This is a genomic window from Cellulomonas sp. P4_D11, from assembly GCF_056401915.1.
Genome location: NZ_JBFUIK010000004.1, coordinates 37,819 through 57,460 on the forward strand (window position 1 = coordinate 37,819; position 19,642 = coordinate 57,460).

The following is a 19,642-nucleotide window of genomic DNA, read 5'->3' on the forward strand; positions in this document are numbered from 1 at the left end:
CGAACCGGTCCAGGGAGACGCTACTCGACCTGCGCGGCCAGTCGGCGCGCGAGCACCGCGCATGTCGCCAGCTGCAGCTGGTGGAAGACGATGACGGGCAGCGCGACGCTCGCGGCGAGCGCGGGAGTGAACAGGACGGCGGCCATCGGGAGGCCCGTCGCGAGGCTCTTCTTCGACCCGCACATGAGCAGCGCGACGCGGTCGCCGCGCGCGAGCCCCAGCCGCCCGCCCCCGGTCCAGGTCAGCGCCAGCATGGACGTGAGCATCGCCGCGCACACGACCACGAGCACCACGACGGCGACCCAGGTGACGTGCGCCCACGCCCCGGACACCGTCGCGGAGCTCACCGAGGCGTACGCGACGAGCACGATCGCGCCGCGGTCGGTGAACCGGGTCAGTCGCGTGTGCGCCCGCACCCACGGACCGATCCAGCGGTGCAGCAGCTGCCCGGCCGCGAACGGCAGCAACAGCTGGACCAGGATGCCCGCGGGGTTGCCGACGCCGCCGGTGGTGCGGGCCAGGAGCACGCCGACGAGCAGCGGCGTGAGCACGATGCCGACGAGGTTGGAGATCGTCGCGCCGGTGATCGCGCCGGCCACGTTCCCGCGAGCGACCGACGTGAACACCACCGACGCCTGCACGGTCGACGGCAGCAGCGACAGGTACAGCAGACCGGTCTTGATCTCGGGCGAGACGACCGCGTCGGGCAGCAGCTGGACCAGCAGGCCCAGCACCGGGAACGCGACGTACGTGGCGGCGAGCATCGAGCCCTGCAGCCGCCAGTTGCGCAGCCCCGCCCAGATCTCCTCGGTCGCCATCCGCGCGCCGTAGAGGAAGAACAGCAGGACGATCGCCGCCGTCTTCGCCACGGCGAGCACGTCCGCGGCCGTCCCTCGCGCCGGGAGCAGGAGCCCCAGCAGCAGCGCCGAGAGGATGAGCACGACCAGCGGGTCGACCCAGCTGCGGGCCCGGGCGACGAAGCCCTCGGCGGGCGCTACGGAGGGCACGGCGACAGTCTGTCACCGCGCTCAGCGCGCGGATCCGGCGGATCCCCCCTAGATTCACTCGTCGTACCCGATAGAACCCCTCGTAGTCAAGGAGTTCCACATGACCCCCGAAGGCATCATCTCCGCCATCATCATCGGCGCCGTCATCGGCATCCTCGGTCGCCTGCTCGTCCGCGGGAAGCAGCGGATCTCGATCCTGCTGACCATCGTGATCGGGATCGTGGCAGCCCTCATCGGCACCTGGCTGGCCAGCCTCGTCGGAGTCCAGGAGACGAACGGCGTCGACTGGATCGAGCTGCTGTTCCAGGTCGTGCTCGCCGCGATCGGCGTCGCGGCCGTCTCCGGCAGCCGCAGCCGTCGCCGCAGCATCCTCTGAGCCCGCTCCCGAAGGCGGCCCCCATGCCGGGGCCGCCTTCGGCGTCTCCGGCCGCGTTCGCGTGAAGACTTCGTTGCGCTCAGCGTGGCGAAGTCTTCACGCGAGCACGGAGCAGGTCGGCGAGCAGGGCCTCGGACGACCTGCCCAGCCGCGCGAGCGCAACGCGGTCGACACCTGCGCTGCCGTGGCGCACGGCTCGGCCACCACGTGGCGCCACCGGTAGCGCAGGGTGATCTCCGCCCGCTCGATCAGCACGGCGTTGTCCCGCCAGGTGTCGCGATCCGTTCGACCGTCCGGGTGCGCCAGCTGCCCGTCAAGCTCGATCCGCACTCCGAGCCCGGCGTGGACCCGGTCGGCGCGGATCCATCGCCCACCCGACCGCTCCCTCACCTGAGCCTGCGCGGCCGGCAGCCGATGTCGACGTTCGACATCGCGTACGTACCGGTGCTCGAGCGGCGACTCGATGCCCTGCCCGTCGTCGCCCAGCAGGTCCTCGACCAGCTGGCGGTGCCGGAGGAACCTGCGCTCACCGGCATGCAGCAGGAGACGCCCCGGGAGGACACCTGCGCGGACGGCCTCGCAGACGAGAGCGACGACGTCGTCCTCGACGAGGAGCTCGTGCGCCAGGTCCAGCACCGTGGCGTCCACGCCGACCGCACGAAGCCGCCCTCCCGCGTACGGCATCGCCCGCCGGCGTCGGACGTCGATCCCCGGTTGCGCCGACACGGCCCGGTGGCCAGGGATGCTGACCACGATCTGCGGTCCGGGCGACGCGGCGATCCCGTGCACGAATGCGGCGGAGCCGTGGGAGAGCGCGGCGCCGTCGCTGGCGTAGAGCAGCGCTCCACGCGCGCGCTCCCGCCAGGTGATCGCACCTGAGTGCAGGGCGACGACACCTCGCCACAGCTGCTGCCAGTCACCGCGTGCGATCCGCCGTGACTGCATCGCGCGCCCGACACCCCAGGCCTGCAGCTGCGCCGAGGTCGCCACGGCGTCCTGTCGCGCGATCGCGGTCCGTGCCGCCGTACCGGGCGCCGTCGGCAGCCTGGCCGCGACCGATCCAGTGCTCCGGGAGTCAGTCATGGCGGGCAGGGTCCCGCGACATGCGCGTCGGCCGCGCCACGCAATCCACAGGCTCGCGATCGCCGTGCGGGCTCTCCCGGCCCGGGTCGCGAGGTGTGTCCTCACGCATGGCCGGCGCTCGGGTCCGGACGTGCCCGCATCGCCGCGGCCCGCCCGTGGGGCTCGCGTGAAGAGTTTGTCGCGCACGCCGCAACGGAGTCTTCACGCGAGCGGCCCGGCCGCGCGTCGGCCGCCGCGTCGGCGCGCCTCCGGGAACGACGAAGGCGGCCTCCCGGAGGGGGCCGCCTTCGTGTGCGGGTGGAGCTGAGGGGATTCGAACCCCTGACCTTCTCATTGCGAACGAGACGCGCTACCAACTGCGCCACAGCCCCGCGAGCGGGCTAAAGACTAACACCAGGCCCGGGCGGATCGCGAAATCGGCGGGGTCACTCGCCCGCTGCGCGGCGCTTCGCCAGGACGGCGTTGAGGTCGATGCTGCCGGTCGTCTCGACGGGTGCCTCGAGCGGCGTGCGCTCGGCGTCGCTGGGCGCCTCGGCCCCGGCCGTGCGGGCGGCCGTCGAGCCCTCGAGGTTCTCCAGCGGGGCGGGCTCGCGGCGGGGTGCCGACGCCTTCATCGTGTAGGTCGGGCGCGGCACGGGGACCGGGGACCAGGCCTCGTCCTCCCCCGCGGCGGGCTGCTCCGTCGCCGAGCGACGGACCACGGGGACCTGCCCGGTGGACGCGTGCCGCACGGGGCCGTCGGACTCGCCGTTGTCGGCGACGATGCGCTCGAACACCTCCGTGCTGGCGTCGGACGGGTGGATGGCGCGGCCGGTGACGAAGGCGAGCGGTGCCTCGCTCGGAGCGGCGGCGGGCTCGGCCGCCGGAGCGGCGGGAGCTGAGGCGGCCGGCTTGGCCGTGGCCGGAGCCCCGGCGCGCGAGGCGGTGGCCACCGCCCGCATGGCCCCGGTGCGCGGCCCGGAGGCCGTCCGACGCTCGTCGGCGAGCTTCTGCTCCCAGGCCTCGTCGGCCTCACGCCCGGCGAGGACGGCACGGCGACCGAGCACGAGGACGGAGCCGAGCAGGACGGTGGGCACGGCGCCGGCGACCCAGGTGACCAGCGGGCTCAGCCCGACGGCCGCCCAGCCGACGACGGTGGCCACGACGAGCAGCCCCGCGAGGACGGCGCGACGGCGCGCGGCAGCGGCGCGGCGGGCGACGGACGCCGCCCGGGCAGCACGTGCCTGCGCGGCGCGGCGAGCCGCGTCGGTGGTGATCCGGTCCTGGGTGCCGTGCGGTCGGTCCACGGTGGTGCCTCCTGTCGCGCTCCCGGTGGCCACCGGGAGCCCCTTGCTCGGGGTCAGCAGCCCCGCGGTACTGCTCGCCGTCGGCCCGCACTCCGCGGAGGCGGCCTCGTGGCGGATGCGCCGGTCGCTCACCGCGACCACGCGCAGCGCCTCGGAGAACCGGTCGTCCGCCCGGGACTCGAGCAGCTGCTGCCGGTGTCGCAGCTTGTGCGGCACCAGATAAGCCACCCACAGGCCGACCAGCGCGAGCGCGACCGGTCCTGCGAGATCGTTCACGTCACGACGGTAGGCGTCGGGGCCGCGCGTCCTCGGGACCGCCTCGGCGTGTCGCCCTGTGGGTCACCCGTTCCGGGCCCGCCAGCGCTCCAGCAGGCCGCCGGGGACGTCCTCGACGGTCAGGGCGAACGTCCGGTGGTCGCACCACCGGTCCTGGATGTGCAGGTATTTCTCGCGCAGCCCCTCGTCGCGGAAGCCGAGCTTCTCGACGACGCGCAGCGACGGCCCGTTCTCGGGGCGGATGTTGACCTCGACGCGGTGCAGCTCCAGCGACGTGAAGCAGTGGTCGGTCGCCAGCGCGACGGCGGTCGGCGTGATCCCGAGGCCGGCGACGTGCTCGGACACCCAGTAGCCGATCGCGGCCGACCGCAACGACCCGTACGTGATCGAGGAGACGGTGAGCTGGCCGACCAGCCGGCCGTCGAGGTCGATGGCGAACGGCAGCGTCACTCCCGCGCGCGCCTGCGCCGAGAGCGACCGCACGAACGTGCCGAACGACGGCCGCGGACCGGTGACGGGCACCGGGCTCGTGGCGTCCCACGGCTCGAGCCACGCGGCGTTCTGCGCGCGCAGCGCCATCCACGTCTCCTGGTCGCGCCGCCGCAGCGGACGCAGCCGCACGGCGCCCTCGACGAGCACAGCGGGCCAGCCGGTGGCCATCAGCCCTCCAGGACGAGGCAGTGGATGATCTGGCGGGGGTGCACCGTCAGGTCCTGCTCGCCGACGACCGCGAGCGCGTTGGCCTGCGCCAGCGCGTTGATCGTGGGCGCCGAGGGATCGCCGATCGGGGTGACGCGGTACCCCTCCTCGGGGGAGCCGAGGACGGTCGCCGGCACGAACTGCCGCAGCCCGGGCGGCGAGACCCAGCCCTCGGTGGCCTCGGCCGCGACCGAGGGTCGGAACAGCTCGGTGTGCCCGGCCATGGCGCGCAGCGCCGGGCGGACGAAGACCTCGAACGACACCTGGGCCGCGACGGGGTGCCCCTGCAGCGCGAAGATCGGCACCGACTTGTCGCTGGCCAGCTCGTCGGCCACCGTCCCGAACCCGTGCCGCTGCCCGGGCGTCATGGCGATCTGGTCGAGCCGCACGCTGCCCATGGGCGCGAGCACGTCCTTGACGGTGTCGTGCGTCAGCTCGGAGAGCCCGCCGGTGATGACGATGAGGTCGGCGCGGACCAGCTGGTCCTCGATCGCCTCGCGCAGGATCGCTCGGTCGTCGGGCAGGATGCCCACCCGGACGGAGGCGGCGCCGGCGTCGCGGACGGCGGCCTCGAGCGCGTGCCCGTCGGCCTCGAACGCCCCACCGCCGGAGCGGTCGGCGTTGGTCCCCGGCTCGACCAGCTCGTCGCCCACCGAGAGCAGGACCACCCGGGGAGTCGGGTGCACGCGCAGCCGACCGCGGCCCATCGCGGCCGCGAGCGCGAGCTGCCGCGCGCCCAGCCGCGTCCCCGCCGCCATGACGACGTCCCCCGCGCGCACGTCCGACGCCGCGGCGCGCACGTGCTGCCCGGCGACCGCGGGGCGCTGCATGGCCACGCGCGCGGTCCCGCGGTCGGTCTCCTCGAGCGGGATGACGGCGTCGGCGCCCAGCGGCAGCGGCGCACCGGACGCGATCCGCACGGCGGTGCCGGGGACCAGCCGCAGCGGTCCGCCGGACCCGGGCCGGACGTCGTGCGCGACCGGCAGCGCCAGCTCGCTCGCGTACCCGGCGCCGGCCGTGTCGTGCGCGGCCACGGCGTACCCGTCGCGGGACGCGACCGCGAACGCCGGCAGGTCGTGGGTGGCCGTGACGTCCGCGGCGAGGATGCAGCCCACGGCGTCGTGCAGCACGACGTCGAGGGGTGCGACCGGTCCGACGGCGGCCAGCACGGCCGCTAGGTGGTCCTGGACCGATCTCATGCGCGCATTCTGCCCCGCCCGACGCGTCAGTCGGCGAGCGACCCCGCGAAGTCGGTCAACCAGGCGCGGAAGTCGGGTCCCAGATCGGGACGGTCCACCGCGATCTGGACGACGGCCTTGAGGTAGTCGAGCCGGTCGCCTGTGTCGTAGCGGCGCCCCCGGAACACCACGCCGTACACGCCGCCGCCCTCGGACGCGGGCAGGTCGGCCAGCGTCGCCAGCGCGTCGGTCAGCTGGATCTCGCCGCCGCGGCCCGGCTCGGTGTTCTCGAGCACCTCGAACACCGCGGGGTGCAGCACGTACCGGCCGATGATCGCCAGGTTGCTCGGCGCCTCGTCGGCCGGGGGCTTCTCGACGAGCCCGGTGATCTTCACCTGGTCCGCGTCGTCCGCGCCGTCGAAGGGCTCCACCGCCGCGCACCCGTAGAGGGAGATCTGCGACTCCGGGACCTCCAGCAGCGCGATGACCGAGCCGCCGGTCCGCTCCTGCAGCGCGAGCATGGTGCTCAGCAGCTCATCGCGCTCGTCGATGAGGTCGTCGCCGAGCAGCACCGCGAACGGCTCCTGCCCGACGTGGTGCTTGGCCTGCAGCACCGCGTGGCCCAGACCCTTGGGCTGGCCCTGGCGGACGAAGTGCACGTGGCCGAGGTCGGTGGACTCCCGGACCTTGGCCAGCCGCTCGAGGTCGCCCTTCGCCTCGAGGGCCGCCTCGAGCTCCGGGACGGCGTCGAAGTGGTCCGCGAGCGTGCGCTTGGAGCGGCCCGTGATGAGCAGGACGTCGTCGAGCCCGGCCCTGACGGCCTCCTCGACGACGTACTGGATGGCCGGTTTGTCGACGACCGGGAGCATCTCCTTGGGCGTCGACTTCGTGGCGGGCAGGAACCTGGTCCCCAGGCCCGCGGCGGGAATGACTGCCTTGTGGATCGTCATGCCGGGACCCTAGCCGCGGCCGCCGAGGTGCGCAGTGGCGTGCGTCACCACGTGCGGCTGTTCACGATCGATCCCCCGGGACGTCGCCCGGGCGTCCCCGGGTGCGCGAGACTGTCCCCATGAGCAGCGTCGCCCAGCCGTATCCGCGCGTGTCCGAGGGGGACGAGGTGGAGGACGTCAAGGAACGGCTCCGGGTCGCCATCCGCGAGGCACGCAAGACCCGCTCCGTCCGGCTTCGCGACGAGGCCGCCCGCGCGCTCGCCGACGTCGTGCTGACCATCCCCGCGGTGGCGGAGGCCACCTGCGTGTCCGTGTACGCCTCGCGCGTCACCGAACCGGGGACGGGACCGCTCCTCGAGGCCCTCGCGGCCCGCGGCGTCCGCGTCCTGATGCCCGTGCTGGGCAGCGGGCTGCAGCGCGACTGGGCGGAGTACGCGGGTCCCGACGACCTGCGCGAGCGCGCGCCGGGCCGTCCGCCCGAGCCGGGCGGCGACACCCTGGGAGCGGCGGCGCTGGGCGACGCCGAGGTCGTCATCGCCCCGGCGCTCGCCGTCGACACCACCGGTGCACGGCTGGGCCAGGGCGGCGGCTGGTACGACCGCGCGCTCGAGCACATCCGGCCGGGCGTCCCGGTGGTCGCGCTCGTCTTCCCGGAAGAGCTCTACGACGCCGCCAGCCGCCCGCTGCCCCGCGAGCGCCACGACCGCCTGGTCGACGCGGTGGCCACCCCCCTGGAGTGGCACCGCATCACGGGGTGAGCGTCAGCCTGTCCCGGACGTCCGCCTCGGTGGCCGCCTGCGTGAACGGCCACGGGAACGTCTCGCCGCGCGACCACGGCCCGAACTGGTCGGCGTAGTGCACGCTCGCCGGGTGGCCCGAGGTGCCCGTCAGGGTCACCCACGTCGACGCGTCGAGGTCCCCGAGGTCGACGACCATCCGCATCGACGGCGCCGACGTGACGCCGAACGAGCTCGCGCTCGCGTCCCAGGCGGTGGCGTCGACGATGGACGAGCCGCCGCCCACCGGGAGCGCGTCGGGGTTCACCAGGCTGCGGATCACGGCCGGGATCGACTCGCCGCCCAGCACGGGGTGCTGGGGCGCGGCGGTGTGCAGCCGACCCCAGCGCCAGTCCGTGGCCTCGCGTCCCAGCTGCGCGGTGAGCTGACGGCGCGCCGCGACCATGGCGCGGGTCAGCACCTCGTCGCGACCCTCGACGACGCCGGGCGTCGACTTGTCGTCCCACCACGGCGACGCGGGCTCCTCGAGCAACCGGCGCACCACCTCGAGCCATCGTGAGCCGCCGTCCGGGCCGAAGCCCTCCGGCAGGTCGTCGGCGAACGCCGACCTCAGCACGTCGGCCCAGACCGCGGAGAAGTACGCTGCCGCCGCCGAGTCGGACGACTGCACCCGGTCCCAGGTGCGCAGCAGCTCCTGGCCGTCGTCGTAGAACGGGTCGTCGATGTTCAGCGTGAGCAGGACCGGGACGAGCACGTCGGCATACGGGCTGTGCTGGTCGAGCTGGATCCTGCTCATGTCCGCCGCGTCGACCTTGCCCTCGGCGGTGGCCTTGGTGAGCAGCTCGCGGATGCGCTGGGACCGGTAGCCGTAGTCCCAGTCCTCGGTGAGGAACGGCCCGAGGCCGGCCGGGGTGACCGCCTGGTTCGCGGTGACGATGAAGCCGTCGGCGGGGTCGATCGTCCGGGGCATGTCCGCCGGGTCGACGAAGCCCTTCCAGTCGTAGCGGCTGTCCCAGCCCGGCCGGGGCCAGGTGCCGTTCGACGGGACGGGGCCGCCGAGCACGGTCGCGCGCAGGGGGATGCGGCCGGGCGCCTGGTAGCCGATGTGGCCGTCCGTCGTCGCGAAGACGATGTTCTGCGACGGCACGTCGAACAGGGCGGCCGCGTTGCGGATGTCGTCGGCGTTCGACGCCACGTTCATGGCGAGCACCGCGTCCATGGTCCGGCCGGGCTGCAGGGCCGTCCAGCCGAGCGCGACGGCGAACCGGCGGCCGGGGGCACCCTCCGGCACGGGTGCGGTCCCGACGCCGACGAGGTCGAGCACGTCGCTGACGATGGGCCCGTGCACCGACTCGCGCACGGTCAGCCGGACGTCGGCGGCCCCGTTGACGTGGATGAGCTCGGTGCGCTCGGTGATCGGAGCCGCGCCGTCGTCGAGCCGCGTCGTGTTCTCGTCGACCCGCTCGAGGAAGAAGTCGGTGACGTCCGCGCCCAGGTTGGTCAGGCCCCAGGCGAGCTTGGCGTTGTGGCCGATGACGACGCCCGGCATGCCCGCGAAGGCGAACCCGGAGACGTCGAACGGGCACTCGGCCGACACGTCCGCGCACCGCAGCCCGACCTGCTCCCAGATGCCCGGCGCGGAGATGCTCAGGTGCGGGTCGTTGGCCAGCAGCGGCTTGCCCGACTCCGTCCGGTCGCCCGAGACGACCCACGAGTTGGAGCCGACGCCCTCGCCGTCGCCCAGGAGGTGCGGCACGGCCGCGAGGGCGGCGCTTGCTGACGCCATCGCGGCCTGGACGTCCGCGTCCCCCAGGTCGAGCGGCGTCGTGGTCGCCGACGTCTGGACGATCTGGGTGGGCAGCACCTCCGCCGCGGACAGGATCGGCTGGTTGAGGTCCTGCGGGTAGGTCGGGAACAGCTCGTTGACGCGGGCGATGTCCCCCACCGACGAGAACGCCGCGGCGCGCGCGAGCTCGTCGTCGTAGTTGCCGCGCAGGTCCCAGGCCATCGCCTTGAGCCACGCCAGGGAGTCGATCGGGTCCCACGCCTCCGGCTCCCGCACGGTGACCTGCCGACCGAGCACGGTGTACTCGACGGCGATCGCGCCCGGGTCCTTGCCGTCGAGGTACGCGTTGACGCCGTCCGCGTACGACTGCAGGGCGGCCCGCGTGGCGGGTTCCAGCAGGTCCCACTCCTGCTCGGCCACCCGGCGCCAGCCGAACGTGCGGATGACCTTGTCGGCCTCGAGCGCGTCCGCGTTCTCGCCGACCAGCTCCGACAGCCGCCCGGCGGTCACGTGCCGGCGGTAGTCCATCTCGAAGAACCGGTCCTGCGCGGCGACGTAGCCCTGGGCGCGGAAGAGGTCGTCGGCGGTGGTCGCCGTGATCGTCGGAACCCCCCGCGCGTCCCGCGTGACCGTGACCTCGGCATCGAGCCCCGCCAGCTTCTGCTCCCCCGCCACCTCGGGCAGCGGGCGGCGCACGACGACGAACGCCGTGACCACCGACACCACCAGCGCGACGACGACCACCGCGGCGACGGTGATCAGGGTGAGACGGGCGAGGTGAGGACGAGACACGCTTCGGAGGGTACTTCGCCGTCCCGGCCGCGGCCGACGCGACGCCCGGCGGCGGGCGTCGGAATGTCCCGGTCGGGCGAGCGGTTACGATTGGCACTCGGACGACGCGAGTGCCAGACCTTTCCGCCCGCTCGATCAGCTGCCAGGAGACCTTCAGTGCCCACCTACGCCTACGCCTGCACGGCGTGCGGTCACGCCTTCGAGATCGTGCAGTCGTTCAGCGACGACTCGCTGAGCGTCTGCCCCGAGTGCGAGGGACGCCTGCGCAAGGTGTTCTCCTCCGTCGGCGTCGTGTTCAAGGGTTCCGGCTTCTACCGCAACGACGCCCGCGCCGGTGCGAAGTCGTCGTCGCTGAGCCCCGCGGCCACGACCCCCGCAGCGACGCCCGCACCCGCGACCGCGTCATCCTCGACGCCCGCGCCTGCCACGGGTGGCAACGCCGCGAAGCCGGCCGCGTCCTCCTGACCGACGCGCACCGAGCCTCCGGCGCCTCTCACCCTCCGGTGAGGGGCGCCGCTCTCGTTCGGGCCGCTCGCCCCGCTCCGCACCGCTCGGGCCTGCGAGCCTCGAGGCGCTGACATCTCGGTCCGCGGCCGGGACAGCGCAACGCGCACGAGACGCCCACAGCCCCACCGACGAGTGCTCTCGCCCTCCTCCGGTGCCCGCCCCAGATCGCCTTCCGTCGTGGCGTCCTAGCGTCGACGGCCATGCACCCACGTCCGCTCGGCGGCCAGCCACCGCCCCTGCCGCGTCGCCGGCGCCCGCTCGGGCTCGCCGTGCGCATCGGGCTCTGGCGCGCCCGGTTCCTGGTCGCGGCCGCCTGCCTGGGCATCGCCTCGGGGTGCACCGTCCAGGCCCTCCGACCGCCCGAGCCGCCGACGTCCGCGGTCGTCGTCGCCGCCCGCCAGATCCTCGCCGGGACCACCGTGACCGAAGCGGACCTGCGGGTCGTCCGGCTGCCGGTCGCCCTGGTCCCGGAGGGCGCGTTCGCCGACGCCCGCCGCGTGGTCGGCGAGTCCGCCGCGGTCCCGCTCGCCCGCGGCGTGCCCGTGCTGCCCGGCCTGCTGGCCGACGCCGAGGTCCGCGGGCCACCGGGCACGGTCGTCGCGACCGTCCGGTTCGCTGACCCCGCCGTCGCCGACCTGCTGTCGCCCGGTGTCCGCGTCGACGTGCTGGCGGCCACCGCGGAGGGCGGTCCGGGGAGCGTCGTGGCGACGCGGGCCCTCGTCCTGCCCGTCGCCCGGCGACCCGCGGACGAGGGCGCGCTCGGGGTCGGCGGCTCGGCCGACACCTCCGTCCCCGTGCTCCTGGCCGTCGCTCCGGCCGAGGCTCCGGCCCTCGCCGGCGCCGCCGCCTCCGCCTTGCTGTCCGCGGTCGTCGTGCCATGATCGACCGACCGAGACGGGTCAAACCACCACCTACCCCGAGGGGGCAACGTGACGGACAGGCTCAACGCCGGGCTCAACGGCGCACGTCAGGGTCTGCAAGGCACCGCGAAGGTGTTCCAGGGCTTCAAGGACTTCATCTCGCGGGGCAACGCGATCGAGCTGGCGGTCGGTGTCGTCATCGGTGCGGCGTTCGGAGCCGTGGTCAAGTCCATCGTCGACGGGCTGATCGGACCCCTGATCTCCGCGATCTTCGGTCAGACGGACCTGAGCAACGTCTGGTCCTTCACGATCAACGGCGCCAAGTTCTCGTTCGGGCTGATCCTGAACGCGCTGATCCTCTTCCTGTTCACCGCCGCCGCCGTGTACTTCCTGATCGTGCTGCCGCTCAACGCCCTGGCGGCGCGGCGCAAGCGCGGCGAGGAGGAGGAGCCGGCCGCCCCGTCGGAGGACATCCTGCTGCTGCAGGAGATCCGTGACCTGCTCGCCGCCCGTCCCACGCGGGCGATCATCAACGACGCCGGCACCGGTGCCCCTGACGTGCCGAACCCCCGCACGGACCCGCCCCCCTCGATCCCCCCGAGCGGCCCCACGACCCCACCGCTCTGACCGGCCGGCACCCCGGCCGCCCTCCCCCGAGAACAACGTTGCGCTCGCTATGGACCCCCACAGCGAGCGCAACGTTGTTCTCGCGCGAGACGAGACCTGGCGGCGGCTACTTGATCGTGGCGAGGAACGCCAGCGCGCGCTCCGTCAGCTGCGCCGTCGCGGCGGCGTCGTACGAGGACAGGCTGCTGTCGGCGAAGAGGTGCTCCTCGCCCGGGTAGAGGAACAGCTCGCCGTGCGGGGCCGCCTCCTTGACCAGGGCGCGGGCCGCCTCGATGTCGCCCTCGTCGACGAAGAACGGGTCGGCGTCCATCCCGTGGATCTGCACCGGGACGCCCTTGGGCCACACGCTGTCGAACTCCGACGTGGGCACGCACGAGTGGAAGAACAGCGCTCCCTTGGCGCCGGGGCGCGTCTGGGCGAGCATCTGCGCGGGGAGCACACCGAGCGAGAAGCCGGCGTAGACGATGCCGTCCGGCAGGGCGTCGACCGTGTGCTGCCCGCGCTCCATCACGGTGCCGAACCCCACCTCGCCGGCGTACCCGAGTCCGGCCTCGATGTCGTCGAACACCCGCCCGTCGTACAGGTCGGGCACGTGCACGGTGTGGCCGGCGGCGCGCAACGTCTCGGCGAACTCCTGGACGCCCGGCGTCAGCCCCTGAGCGTGGTGGAACAGCAGAACCTCGGCCATGGGTGGGTCTCCTTCGGGTGGTCGACTGAGCGGCCCTGCGATCATCCCGCACCCCACTGACACCGGCCGCCCTGGCGATCAGGGGTGCTGGCCGGCTACCAGTGCGGCGGCTTGTCCTGGGTCAGGCGGTCGTCGTTGGAGCCGGCCTCGCGCTCGCCCCAGCCGATGTCGGTGTCGTCGGCGCTCCGTCCGCCCACGACGGGCTCAGCCGTCGGGGCCTTGGGCTCGCGCACCAGTGGCGGGTCCGCCGAGATCGCGGGGTGGCTCGACACCAGGTTGGCGTCGTCACCGCCGACGGTCCCGGCGGGCCGGACGACGCGCCGCGACCGACGCGCGGAGGGCGCGTCGTCGGGACGGTCTGTCGAGGCCACGCTCGATGATCCCATCTCACCGATGCGACAGGTGCGGTCGGGTTCGCCGAGACGCCATCGAGCACCAGTCGTGCGCGCGGGCATCCGGCGGACGGAGAGCCGTCGGGCACGCGCCGCGCGGGCTGACCGCTCGTCAGCGCATGCCGCGGCTGATCGCGCTGCGGACGGCCGTGTCGATGCGGTACGAGCGACGCGTGATGCCGAGCTCGTCGCGCAGGGCGGCGGCCAGCTGCTCGCGCGTGCGCTCCTGCTCGTCGGACTGCAGCCACGCCACCAGCTCGTCCAGCTGGTCGTCGCTGTAGGCGCCGATCGGCAGACCCGTGCGGATGTCGGGACGCTGCCGCGTCGGCACCGCCAGGGCCAGCTGGAGGGGGCGGCTCGGCGGACGCGGGTCCTCGGCGTCGGCGACCGGCTCGGCGGACGTGACGGGGTCGGCTGCCTTGGCGGCGCCCGCATCCTCGGCGGACTCGGACCGGGCTCCGGCCGGTGCGGACGGCGCCCCGGCGGTGGGCGTGGCCGCGACGGGCGCCGACGCGGGATCTCCGGCCGCGGCAGCCGCAACGGCACCGGAGGTCGTCGGGACGATCGCCGGGACCGCGACCCGACGAGTCGACACGCGGATCGGCGCGGTGGCCGGCCGAGGATCGGTGGCCGGCGTCTGCGCGTCGGCGGCAGCCGGCGTCTCCTGGTCAGCACCAGCCGGCTGCGCGCCGATGACCGGCGCCTGGGCGCCCGCCGGTGCCGCGTCGTCACCCGACTCGATCACCCCGACAGCGGACCACGCACCGGTGGCCGGCGCGGGCGGCTCGGTGGCGGCGGCGGTCGGGAGCTCCTCGGCGTCGTCGGTCTCCTCGATCAGCCCGAGGTGCAGGGGCGCGCTGCGCGGCGCGGCCGGCGCGGGCACGCGGGCGTGGACGGCGCGGCGGATGCGGTCGACCTCGGCCTGGGGGTCCATGAAGGCGGCGGCCGACCAGACGCGCACGACGCTCCACCCGACGCGCTCGAGGCGGTCGGCGGTGAGGCGGTCGCGGACGCGGACGCTGGGCTCGGCGGTGTAGGACTCGTCGTCGGTGAGGACGGCGACCAGCATCTCGCCCGGAAGATCGGGGTGGCCGACGACCAGCGGGATCCGGTCGCCGCCGGGGATGCCGTGGTCGGCCTCGACCAGCAGGCCGTGCTTCCAGAGCCGCTCGGCGAGGTCGAGCAGCAGGCGGTCGGGCTGGGTGGCGGCGGCGAGCGCCTCGTCCGCGGCGGCGGCGGCCGCGGTGATCGAGCGCAGCAGCGGGTCCGCGGGCTCGGGCTTGACCAGGTCGGTGACGTCCTGCCCGGCGGCGCGGCGGGCCGCGAAGGCGAGGAGGTCGGCCAGCAGTCGCGGGCCGGCGCCGCGCACACGCTCGGCGTCGAGGTCGTCGGCCCCGAAGCAGGACACGACCGTGAGCCGGTGCCGCGTCGAGCCGAGGGCGTCGAGCAGGAGCGCGTCACCACCGGGCGCGGAGATGGGCCCGAAGGTGTGGAGCACGCGACGGTGCGGGGTCCGGCCGAGGCCGAGCGACAGGATGATCGCCTCGCGCCGCAGACCGGCGACGTTGGGCAGGTCCGTGACGACGAACGGGTCCACGCGGCCGGAGTCGAAGAACGCGGCGAGCGCCGGGTTGCCGCGCACCTCGGTCAGCACCGACTCGCGGATCGCCTCGGCGTGCGTGGCGGTCGCGGTGATGACGGCCAGGGACTCGTCGGGACGCAGGAGCGCGTGGGTGAGCACCAGCTCGACGACGTGCTCGACCTCCTCGCGGGTCGAGTCGACGGACCCGGACTCGCGGTCGGGCATCCCGGTGCCGTCGACGAGGTCCAGGCCGACCAGCGGAAGGTGCTGCGGCAGCGGCGTCGGGCGCAGGACGCCGGCGTAGCCGTGGGCCGCGAGGAACGCGGTCAGGTACGGGTCGCGGCGCGACGAGTCGGCGCGCAGGGCGACCGACGGCAGGACGTCGGCGAGCTCGCGGACGGCCGTGCCGGACGCGCAGCGGGCGTCGCCGACCACCACGACCTGCCGGCCGCGGGCCACGGCGGCGAGGGCGACCTCGACGGGCAGGTGGGCGGCGGAGTCGATGACGACGAGGTCGACGGTGCGCGTCGGGGGCAGCACCTGCGGCACGAGCATCGGGCTCGCGGCGATCACCGGGCGCAGGCGGCGGGCGACGTCGGGGTGCCGCACGACCGTGTCGCGCAGCGACGTCAGCCGCTCCTCGATGAGGTCGGCGAACAGCGCCTCGGCCTGCTCGCGGTGCTGGCGCAGCGCGTGCGAGACGTGACCGACGACGGCACCGAGCACCGGGCCGGACAGGCTCTTCACGTGGGCGCGGTCGAGCGTCGCGTACTGGGCGGACAGGGCGCCGAGCGCGGCGCCGTCGTAGCCGGCCAGCGCGGGGTCCTCGCCGAGGATCTGCTCGATGACCGTGCTCCACCAGGCCAGGTCCAGCTCGGCCGGGGCGAGGGCGGGGTCGATGCGCCGGGTGGCCAGGTCGTCGACGAGGGCGCCGAGGCCCGCTGCGCGCAGGCGGTGCAGCAGCCCCGTGCGGTCCGGGAGGTCGGTCAGCGCATCGGTGTCGGACCGCAAGCGCGTGAGCCGCTCGGTCAGCGCCGCGAACGGCATCGTCGACAGGCCGGCACCGCCGGGGGTCGTCGACAGCACCTCGTCGAGGGCGTCGAGGTCCGCCCGCACCGCGGCGAACTCCTCCTCGATGTGCTCGAGCCCGTCGGGCAGGCGCGGCCAGCCGCCGGACGGGCAGTGCGCCTGCCACGTCTCCCGCTGCGCCTGCACCTCGAGCAGCGCCGAGTGCAGGTCCGCGACCGGGCGACCCGGGCGGACCATGTCCTTCGACTGCTTGCGCAGCCGGCGCCGGAGCCAGTAGCCCATCTCCAGGCCGCGTTCCGCACGCCACTCCTTGGTGGCCGTGGCGGCGACCAGGTCCGCGGCGGTGCGCTCGAAGACGATCGGCTGGAACACGTCGAGCGCGGCCCGCACGCCGTCGAGCATGCCCAGCTGCTCGGCCCACGCGACGACGGTGGTCGCCTGCGTGAGCCCGGTCTCGGCGGCCACCTGCGCCGTCCGCTCGACCAGCGACGGCAGGGTGGAGTCGAGCACGCGCGCGAGGCGGCGCACCACGTTGTCGGCGTCGGCACGCGTGCGCAGGTCCGCGCCGTACCAGGGGGTGTCGGTGGGCCGGACGCGGAACGCCCTCAGCTCGCCGGCGCGCACCAGGTCGGCCGTGAGGTCGGCCCTGCGGGGCGCATCGAGCACGCGGGCGACGTCCGGGGTCAGCCGCACGGTCGTCTTGGGGGTCGGCCGCGCGGACGTCAGGCGCGCCAGCTGCTGCAGGGCGTCGTAGGCCGACACGCCCCACGGCGCGCGCTCGGCGTGCAGCGCGTCGACGTAGGAGCGCAGGCGCTCGCGGGTGGCGACGAGCTCGGTGCGGAGCGCCACGACGCCGTGCGCGTCGACCGCGGGCGCCTCGAGCGTCATCGCGCCGAGCAGGCGGCGGGAGATGGCGGACCGCCAGCCGGCGTCGGGCGCGACGTCGAGCAGCAGGTCGCCCAGGCCGAGCGCGCCGAGCCGGTCGGCGAGGGCAGTGGCCGCGCGGCGGTGGCCCGGCACGTAGAGGACGGTGCGCCCGGTCGCGGCCGCGTCGGCGACGAGCGCGGCCAGCGTGCCGGTGACGTCGGCGCCCGCCGGGGCGTCGACGAACAGGTGCGTCCCGGTGGCCACCATGTCGAGCACGTGCTGCTGCGCCGGATCGAGGTCGCCGACGCCGCGCTCGTGGCCAGGGTCCCGGTCGCCGCGGACCGGCGGCGGCAGGACCCGACGCAGCCGCGCGCGGGACTCGTCGACGCCCGCGAGCGCCGCGACGACCTCGTGCCGCTCGAGCGTGCCGGACAGGTTGTCGAGGTCGTCCACCAGGATCTGGCCGGGGTGCACGAAGGTGCCGACGACGACGCGCTCGCTCATCGAGAAGTCGTCGAGCACGGCCTCGCCCAGCGACGTGAGCCGCTGCAGCGCGCCGCGCGGGTCGAAGCCGTCGGTGGTGAACGTGCCGCGCGCGACCGCGCCCGGGTCGAGCAGCGCGCCGCGCGACCGCAGCGCCCGCGCCAGCACGGGGTTGACCTCGAGCGACGGCTCGAGCGCGAGCTCGTAGTCGCTCTCGCCCGAGCCCCGGGCGCGCAGGGTCACGGGCCGCAGCAGCACGGGTGCCCGGACCGTCCGCGGTGCGGCGTCGGCGGGCTGCTCGCCGTCGGGGGTCCGCTGGCGGGTGACCGACGCGAGGGCCGCGACGTCGTCGCTCGCGATGTCCGGGGTGGTGCGCTCGGTCCAGGTGGCGACGCCGATGGCCAGCGAGGTCGGCGCGATGCCGTACCGCTGCGCGTACACCGCGGCACGCGCGCTGACGGCCCGCGCCCGGCGGCGGGCGGTGGAGAGCGCGGATCCCTCGCGGACGAGGTTGGACAGGCGCGTCTCCCGGCCGGCGAAGAGCTGCGAGATCCCCGACGGGTGCGCGGCCGACAGGTCGAGCGCGGCCTCGCCGAGCAGCTCGACGTCGACGAGCGTCGACCCACCTGCGGCCTCGACCAGAGCCGCGCGCCACGTGGCGACGGCCCCTTCGAGGACCTCGGCGGGCGTCGCGGGCTCGACGAGCACCGGGCGGTCGGTGGGGTCTGCGCCGGTCTCAGGAGCCTGGTCGGGTCCCGGGCCGGTGGTGCGCACGGGGACGGTCACGCTGGGAACGCTAACCGCGCTGCCGCGTGATCCCGGGCATGGCGCGCCGTTGCGGGACACACCGGGAAAACAGAGGGCGGGACGGGTCAGGGGACCCGTCCCGCCTCCGGACGTGGAAACGGTGCGCACCGCGCAGGGGGCAGGCGATGCGCACCGTCAGAACGAGTGTGCGGCACGGATGCGCTGCTGGTCAAACGTCCAGGCGGCCCATCCGGGTGAATCCCGCGGGTGGATTTGCGGCGCCTCCGGACGTCTGTAGAGGCATGACAAAGATGCTGTATCCCTTGACGAATCCGCGGCTCCTGGAGGATGACGGACGTATCGAGGACACGGGAGTCGAGCGATGGACGAGACCGTTTCGCCGGGCACCGCACCGGCCGTCACAGCACTGCAGGCCACGGGCCCGCTGAGCGTCGCTCCGGCCGACGAGATGCCGCCCGGCGTGCTCGTCGAGAACGACACGGTCCCGGTCGAGACGTTCGCCCAGGACCCCGACCCGGCGGTCGACTGGCTCGACCCGTCCGGCATCGGCCAGACCCGCGAGCCCGTCCTCCCGCCCGCCCCGCCGGAGCCCCCGGGCGGCCCCGGCTACCAGTACGACTACGTCTCCCCCGCACTCGCCGCGCTCGACATCGCCCGCGCCGAGCTGGGCACCATCGGCGGCTCCAAGTACAAGCAGTACTGGAACGCGCCGTCCACGGCCGCCTGGTGCGGCTACTTCGCGTGCTGGGTGCTCCGCAAGGCCGGGATCACCGACGGCCCCGCCACCGGCTGGACCCCGAACATCGTCCAGTGGGGCAAGGACCGCGGGAAGTGGAAGACCGCCGACGCCCACCCCGGCGACCTGATCCTGTTCATGTGGCCGACCGTGTCGAAGAACGGCCGTGGCACCCCGCCCGTGTGCCACGTCGGCCTGGTCGAGACGGTCAACGCCGACGGCACGCTCACGACGATCGAGGGCAACACCTCCGCCAAGGTGAACGGCTCGCAGTACAACGGCAACGTCTGCGCGCGGAAGGTGCGCAAGTCGAACGTCGTGGGCTTCGTGACGATCTTCGAGGGCTCGATCACCCCGCAGACCGCCGATCCCGTGCGCCAGGACGTGCAGTCGATCCTGCACGGCCTCGGCTTCTACACCGGGCCGATCGACGGCGTCACCGACCCGACCGCGGCGGTCACGGCGTTCCAGCTGGCCGCCGGCCTGGTCCAGGACGGGACGCTCGGCCCGGTGAGCCGGGCCGCCGCCGCCCTGGTGCCCCCGTTCCCGGGGTCGACCGAGCAGGGGCAGACCAGCGCCGCGACGAAGGCCTACCAGCAGCGCCTGCACGACCGCGGCGCCGTCATCGACGTCGACGGCATCCACGGACCGCAGACGTCGTCGGTACTCAGGTCGTTCCAGCAGGCCCACGGCCTGGAGGTCGACGGCATCGGCGGCCCGCAGACCTGGACCGCCCTGTACACGCGGGCCGCGTGACGGCCCCCGACGAGGCCGGGTCGTCGTTGCCGAGGGGGCGACGACGACCCGGCCCGCCGCACGCGTGACGCGGTGACGCACCGGGGGCCGGTGCGTGTGTCGGCGACGGGTCGTGCGGTCGAGTCAGTGCGTCTTGCAGCACGGCTCGGCGAGCACCACGGAGCCGTGGGAGGCCGC

Annotated in this window: 16 protein-coding genes and 1 tRNA gene; 6 read left to right on the plus strand and 11 right to left on the minus strand. The window is 74.5% G+C overall.

The genetic code is table 11. From position 1 onward, the window contains the following. Positions 1-20 precede the first annotated feature (20 nt). Complete coding sequence (locus tag AC1DT4_RS03750; RefSeq protein ID WP_477088425.1) at positions 21-1,007, minus strand: bile acid:sodium symporter family protein; 987 nt, start codon at positions 1,005-1,007, stop codon at positions 21-23. 100 nt (positions 1,008-1,107) lie between these two features. On the opposite strand from AC1DT4_RS03750, the gene AC1DT4_RS03755 reads away from it, so the two are divergent. After that, positions 1,108-1,383, plus strand: coding sequence for a GlsB/YeaQ/YmgE family stress response membrane protein (locus AC1DT4_RS03755; protein ID WP_477088426.1), 276 nt, complete (start codon positions 1,108-1,110; stop codon positions 1,381-1,383). Positions 1,384-1,479: 96 nt separating this feature from the next. On the opposite strand, the gene AC1DT4_RS03760 is transcribed toward AC1DT4_RS03755, so the two are convergent. The 6 genes from AC1DT4_RS03760 to galU all read right to left on the minus strand — a co-directional run bounded on the left by AC1DT4_RS03760 (position 1,480) and on the right by galU (position 6,855). Continuing rightward, positions 1,480-2,466, minus strand: a complete 987-nt coding sequence (locus AC1DT4_RS03760; RefSeq protein WP_477088427.1) for a type IV toxin-antitoxin system AbiEi family antitoxin domain-containing protein — start codon at positions 2,464-2,466, stop codon at positions 1,480-1,482. 298 nt (positions 2,467-2,764) lie between these two features. Next, positions 2,765-2,837 (minus strand) — tRNA-Ala (locus AC1DT4_RS03765). A 54-nt stretch (positions 2,838-2,891) separates the two neighbouring features. Beyond that, positions 2,892-4,028 carry a hypothetical protein gene (locus tag AC1DT4_RS03770; protein WP_477088428.1) on the minus strand — a complete coding sequence of 379 codons (1,137 nt, stop codon included), beginning with the start codon at positions 4,026-4,028 and terminating at the stop codon, positions 2,892-2,894. A gap of 63 nt (positions 4,029-4,091) precedes the next feature. Beyond that, complete coding sequence (locus AC1DT4_RS03775) at positions 4,092-4,688, minus strand: GNAT family N-acetyltransferase (protein WP_477088429.1); 597 nt, start codon at positions 4,686-4,688, stop codon at positions 4,092-4,094. Continuing rightward, a complete protein-coding gene (locus AC1DT4_RS03780) occupies positions 4,688-5,926 on the minus strand; it encodes a molybdopterin molybdotransferase MoeA (protein WP_477088430.1) in 1,239 nt (412 codons plus the stop codon). The genes AC1DT4_RS03775 and AC1DT4_RS03780 overlap by 1 nt, the downstream gene beginning before the upstream one ends. A 26-nt stretch (positions 5,927-5,952) precedes the next feature. Beyond that, positions 5,953-6,855, minus strand: coding sequence for a UTP--glucose-1-phosphate uridylyltransferase GalU (galU, locus tag AC1DT4_RS03785; protein ID WP_477088431.1), 903 nt, complete (start codon positions 6,853-6,855; stop codon positions 5,953-5,955). Positions 6,856-6,974: 119 nt separating this feature from the next. Between galU and AC1DT4_RS03790 the strand changes: the two genes are divergently transcribed. Next, positions 6,975-7,613, plus strand: a complete 639-nt coding sequence (locus tag AC1DT4_RS03790) for a 5-formyltetrahydrofolate cyclo-ligase (protein WP_477088432.1) — start codon at positions 6,975-6,977, stop codon at positions 7,611-7,613. Here AC1DT4_RS03790 and AC1DT4_RS03795 read toward each other — a convergent pair. Continuing rightward, a complete protein-coding gene (locus AC1DT4_RS03795; protein ID WP_477088433.1) occupies positions 7,603-10,170 on the minus strand; it encodes a penicillin acylase family protein in 2,568 nt (855 codons plus the stop codon). The genes AC1DT4_RS03790 and AC1DT4_RS03795 overlap by 11 nt on opposite strands. 156 nt (positions 10,171-10,326) lie before the next feature. Between AC1DT4_RS03795 and AC1DT4_RS03800 the strand changes: the two genes are divergently transcribed. From AC1DT4_RS03800 to mscL, 3 genes are all read left to right on the plus strand, one after another. Beyond that, positions 10,327-10,635 (plus strand): FmdB family zinc ribbon protein, encoded by a 309-nt coding sequence (locus AC1DT4_RS03800; protein ID WP_477088434.1) that lies wholly within the window; start codon positions 10,327-10,329, stop codon positions 10,633-10,635. 242 nt (positions 10,636-10,877) lie between these two features. Next, positions 10,878-11,558 (plus strand): SAF domain-containing protein, encoded by a 681-nt coding sequence (locus tag AC1DT4_RS03805; RefSeq protein WP_477088435.1) that lies wholly within the window; start codon positions 10,878-10,880, stop codon positions 11,556-11,558. 48 nt (positions 11,559-11,606) lie between these two features. Continuing rightward, on the plus strand, positions 11,607-12,164 hold the full coding sequence (gene mscL, locus AC1DT4_RS03810; protein WP_477088436.1) for a large conductance mechanosensitive channel protein MscL: 558 nt from the start codon (positions 11,607-11,609) through the stop codon (positions 12,162-12,164). Between the two features lie 106 nt (positions 12,165-12,270). Here mscL and AC1DT4_RS03815 read toward each other — a convergent pair whose 3' ends face one another. The 3 genes from AC1DT4_RS03815 to AC1DT4_RS03825 form a co-directional block, all read right to left on the minus strand. Then, positions 12,271-12,852, minus strand: a complete 582-nt coding sequence (locus AC1DT4_RS03815; protein ID WP_477088437.1) for a dienelactone hydrolase family protein — start codon at positions 12,850-12,852, stop codon at positions 12,271-12,273. 95 nt (positions 12,853-12,947) lie between these two features. Beyond that, positions 12,948-13,223 (minus strand): hypothetical protein, encoded by a 276-nt coding sequence (locus AC1DT4_RS03820; protein WP_477088438.1) that lies wholly within the window; start codon positions 13,221-13,223, stop codon positions 12,948-12,950. A 133-nt stretch (positions 13,224-13,356) separates the two neighbouring features. After that, positions 13,357-17,991, minus strand: a complete 4,635-nt coding sequence (locus tag AC1DT4_RS03825; RefSeq protein ID WP_477088439.1) for a hypothetical protein — start codon at positions 17,989-17,991, stop codon at positions 13,357-13,359. A 343-nt stretch (positions 17,992-18,334) separates the two neighbouring features. On the opposite strand from AC1DT4_RS03825, the gene AC1DT4_RS03830 reads away from it, so the two are divergent. Beyond that, entirely contained in the window at positions 18,335-19,465 is a 1,131-nt protein-coding gene (locus tag AC1DT4_RS03830) for a peptidoglycan-binding protein (protein WP_477088440.1), read from the plus strand. Positions 19,466-19,642: the final 177 nt, after the last annotated feature.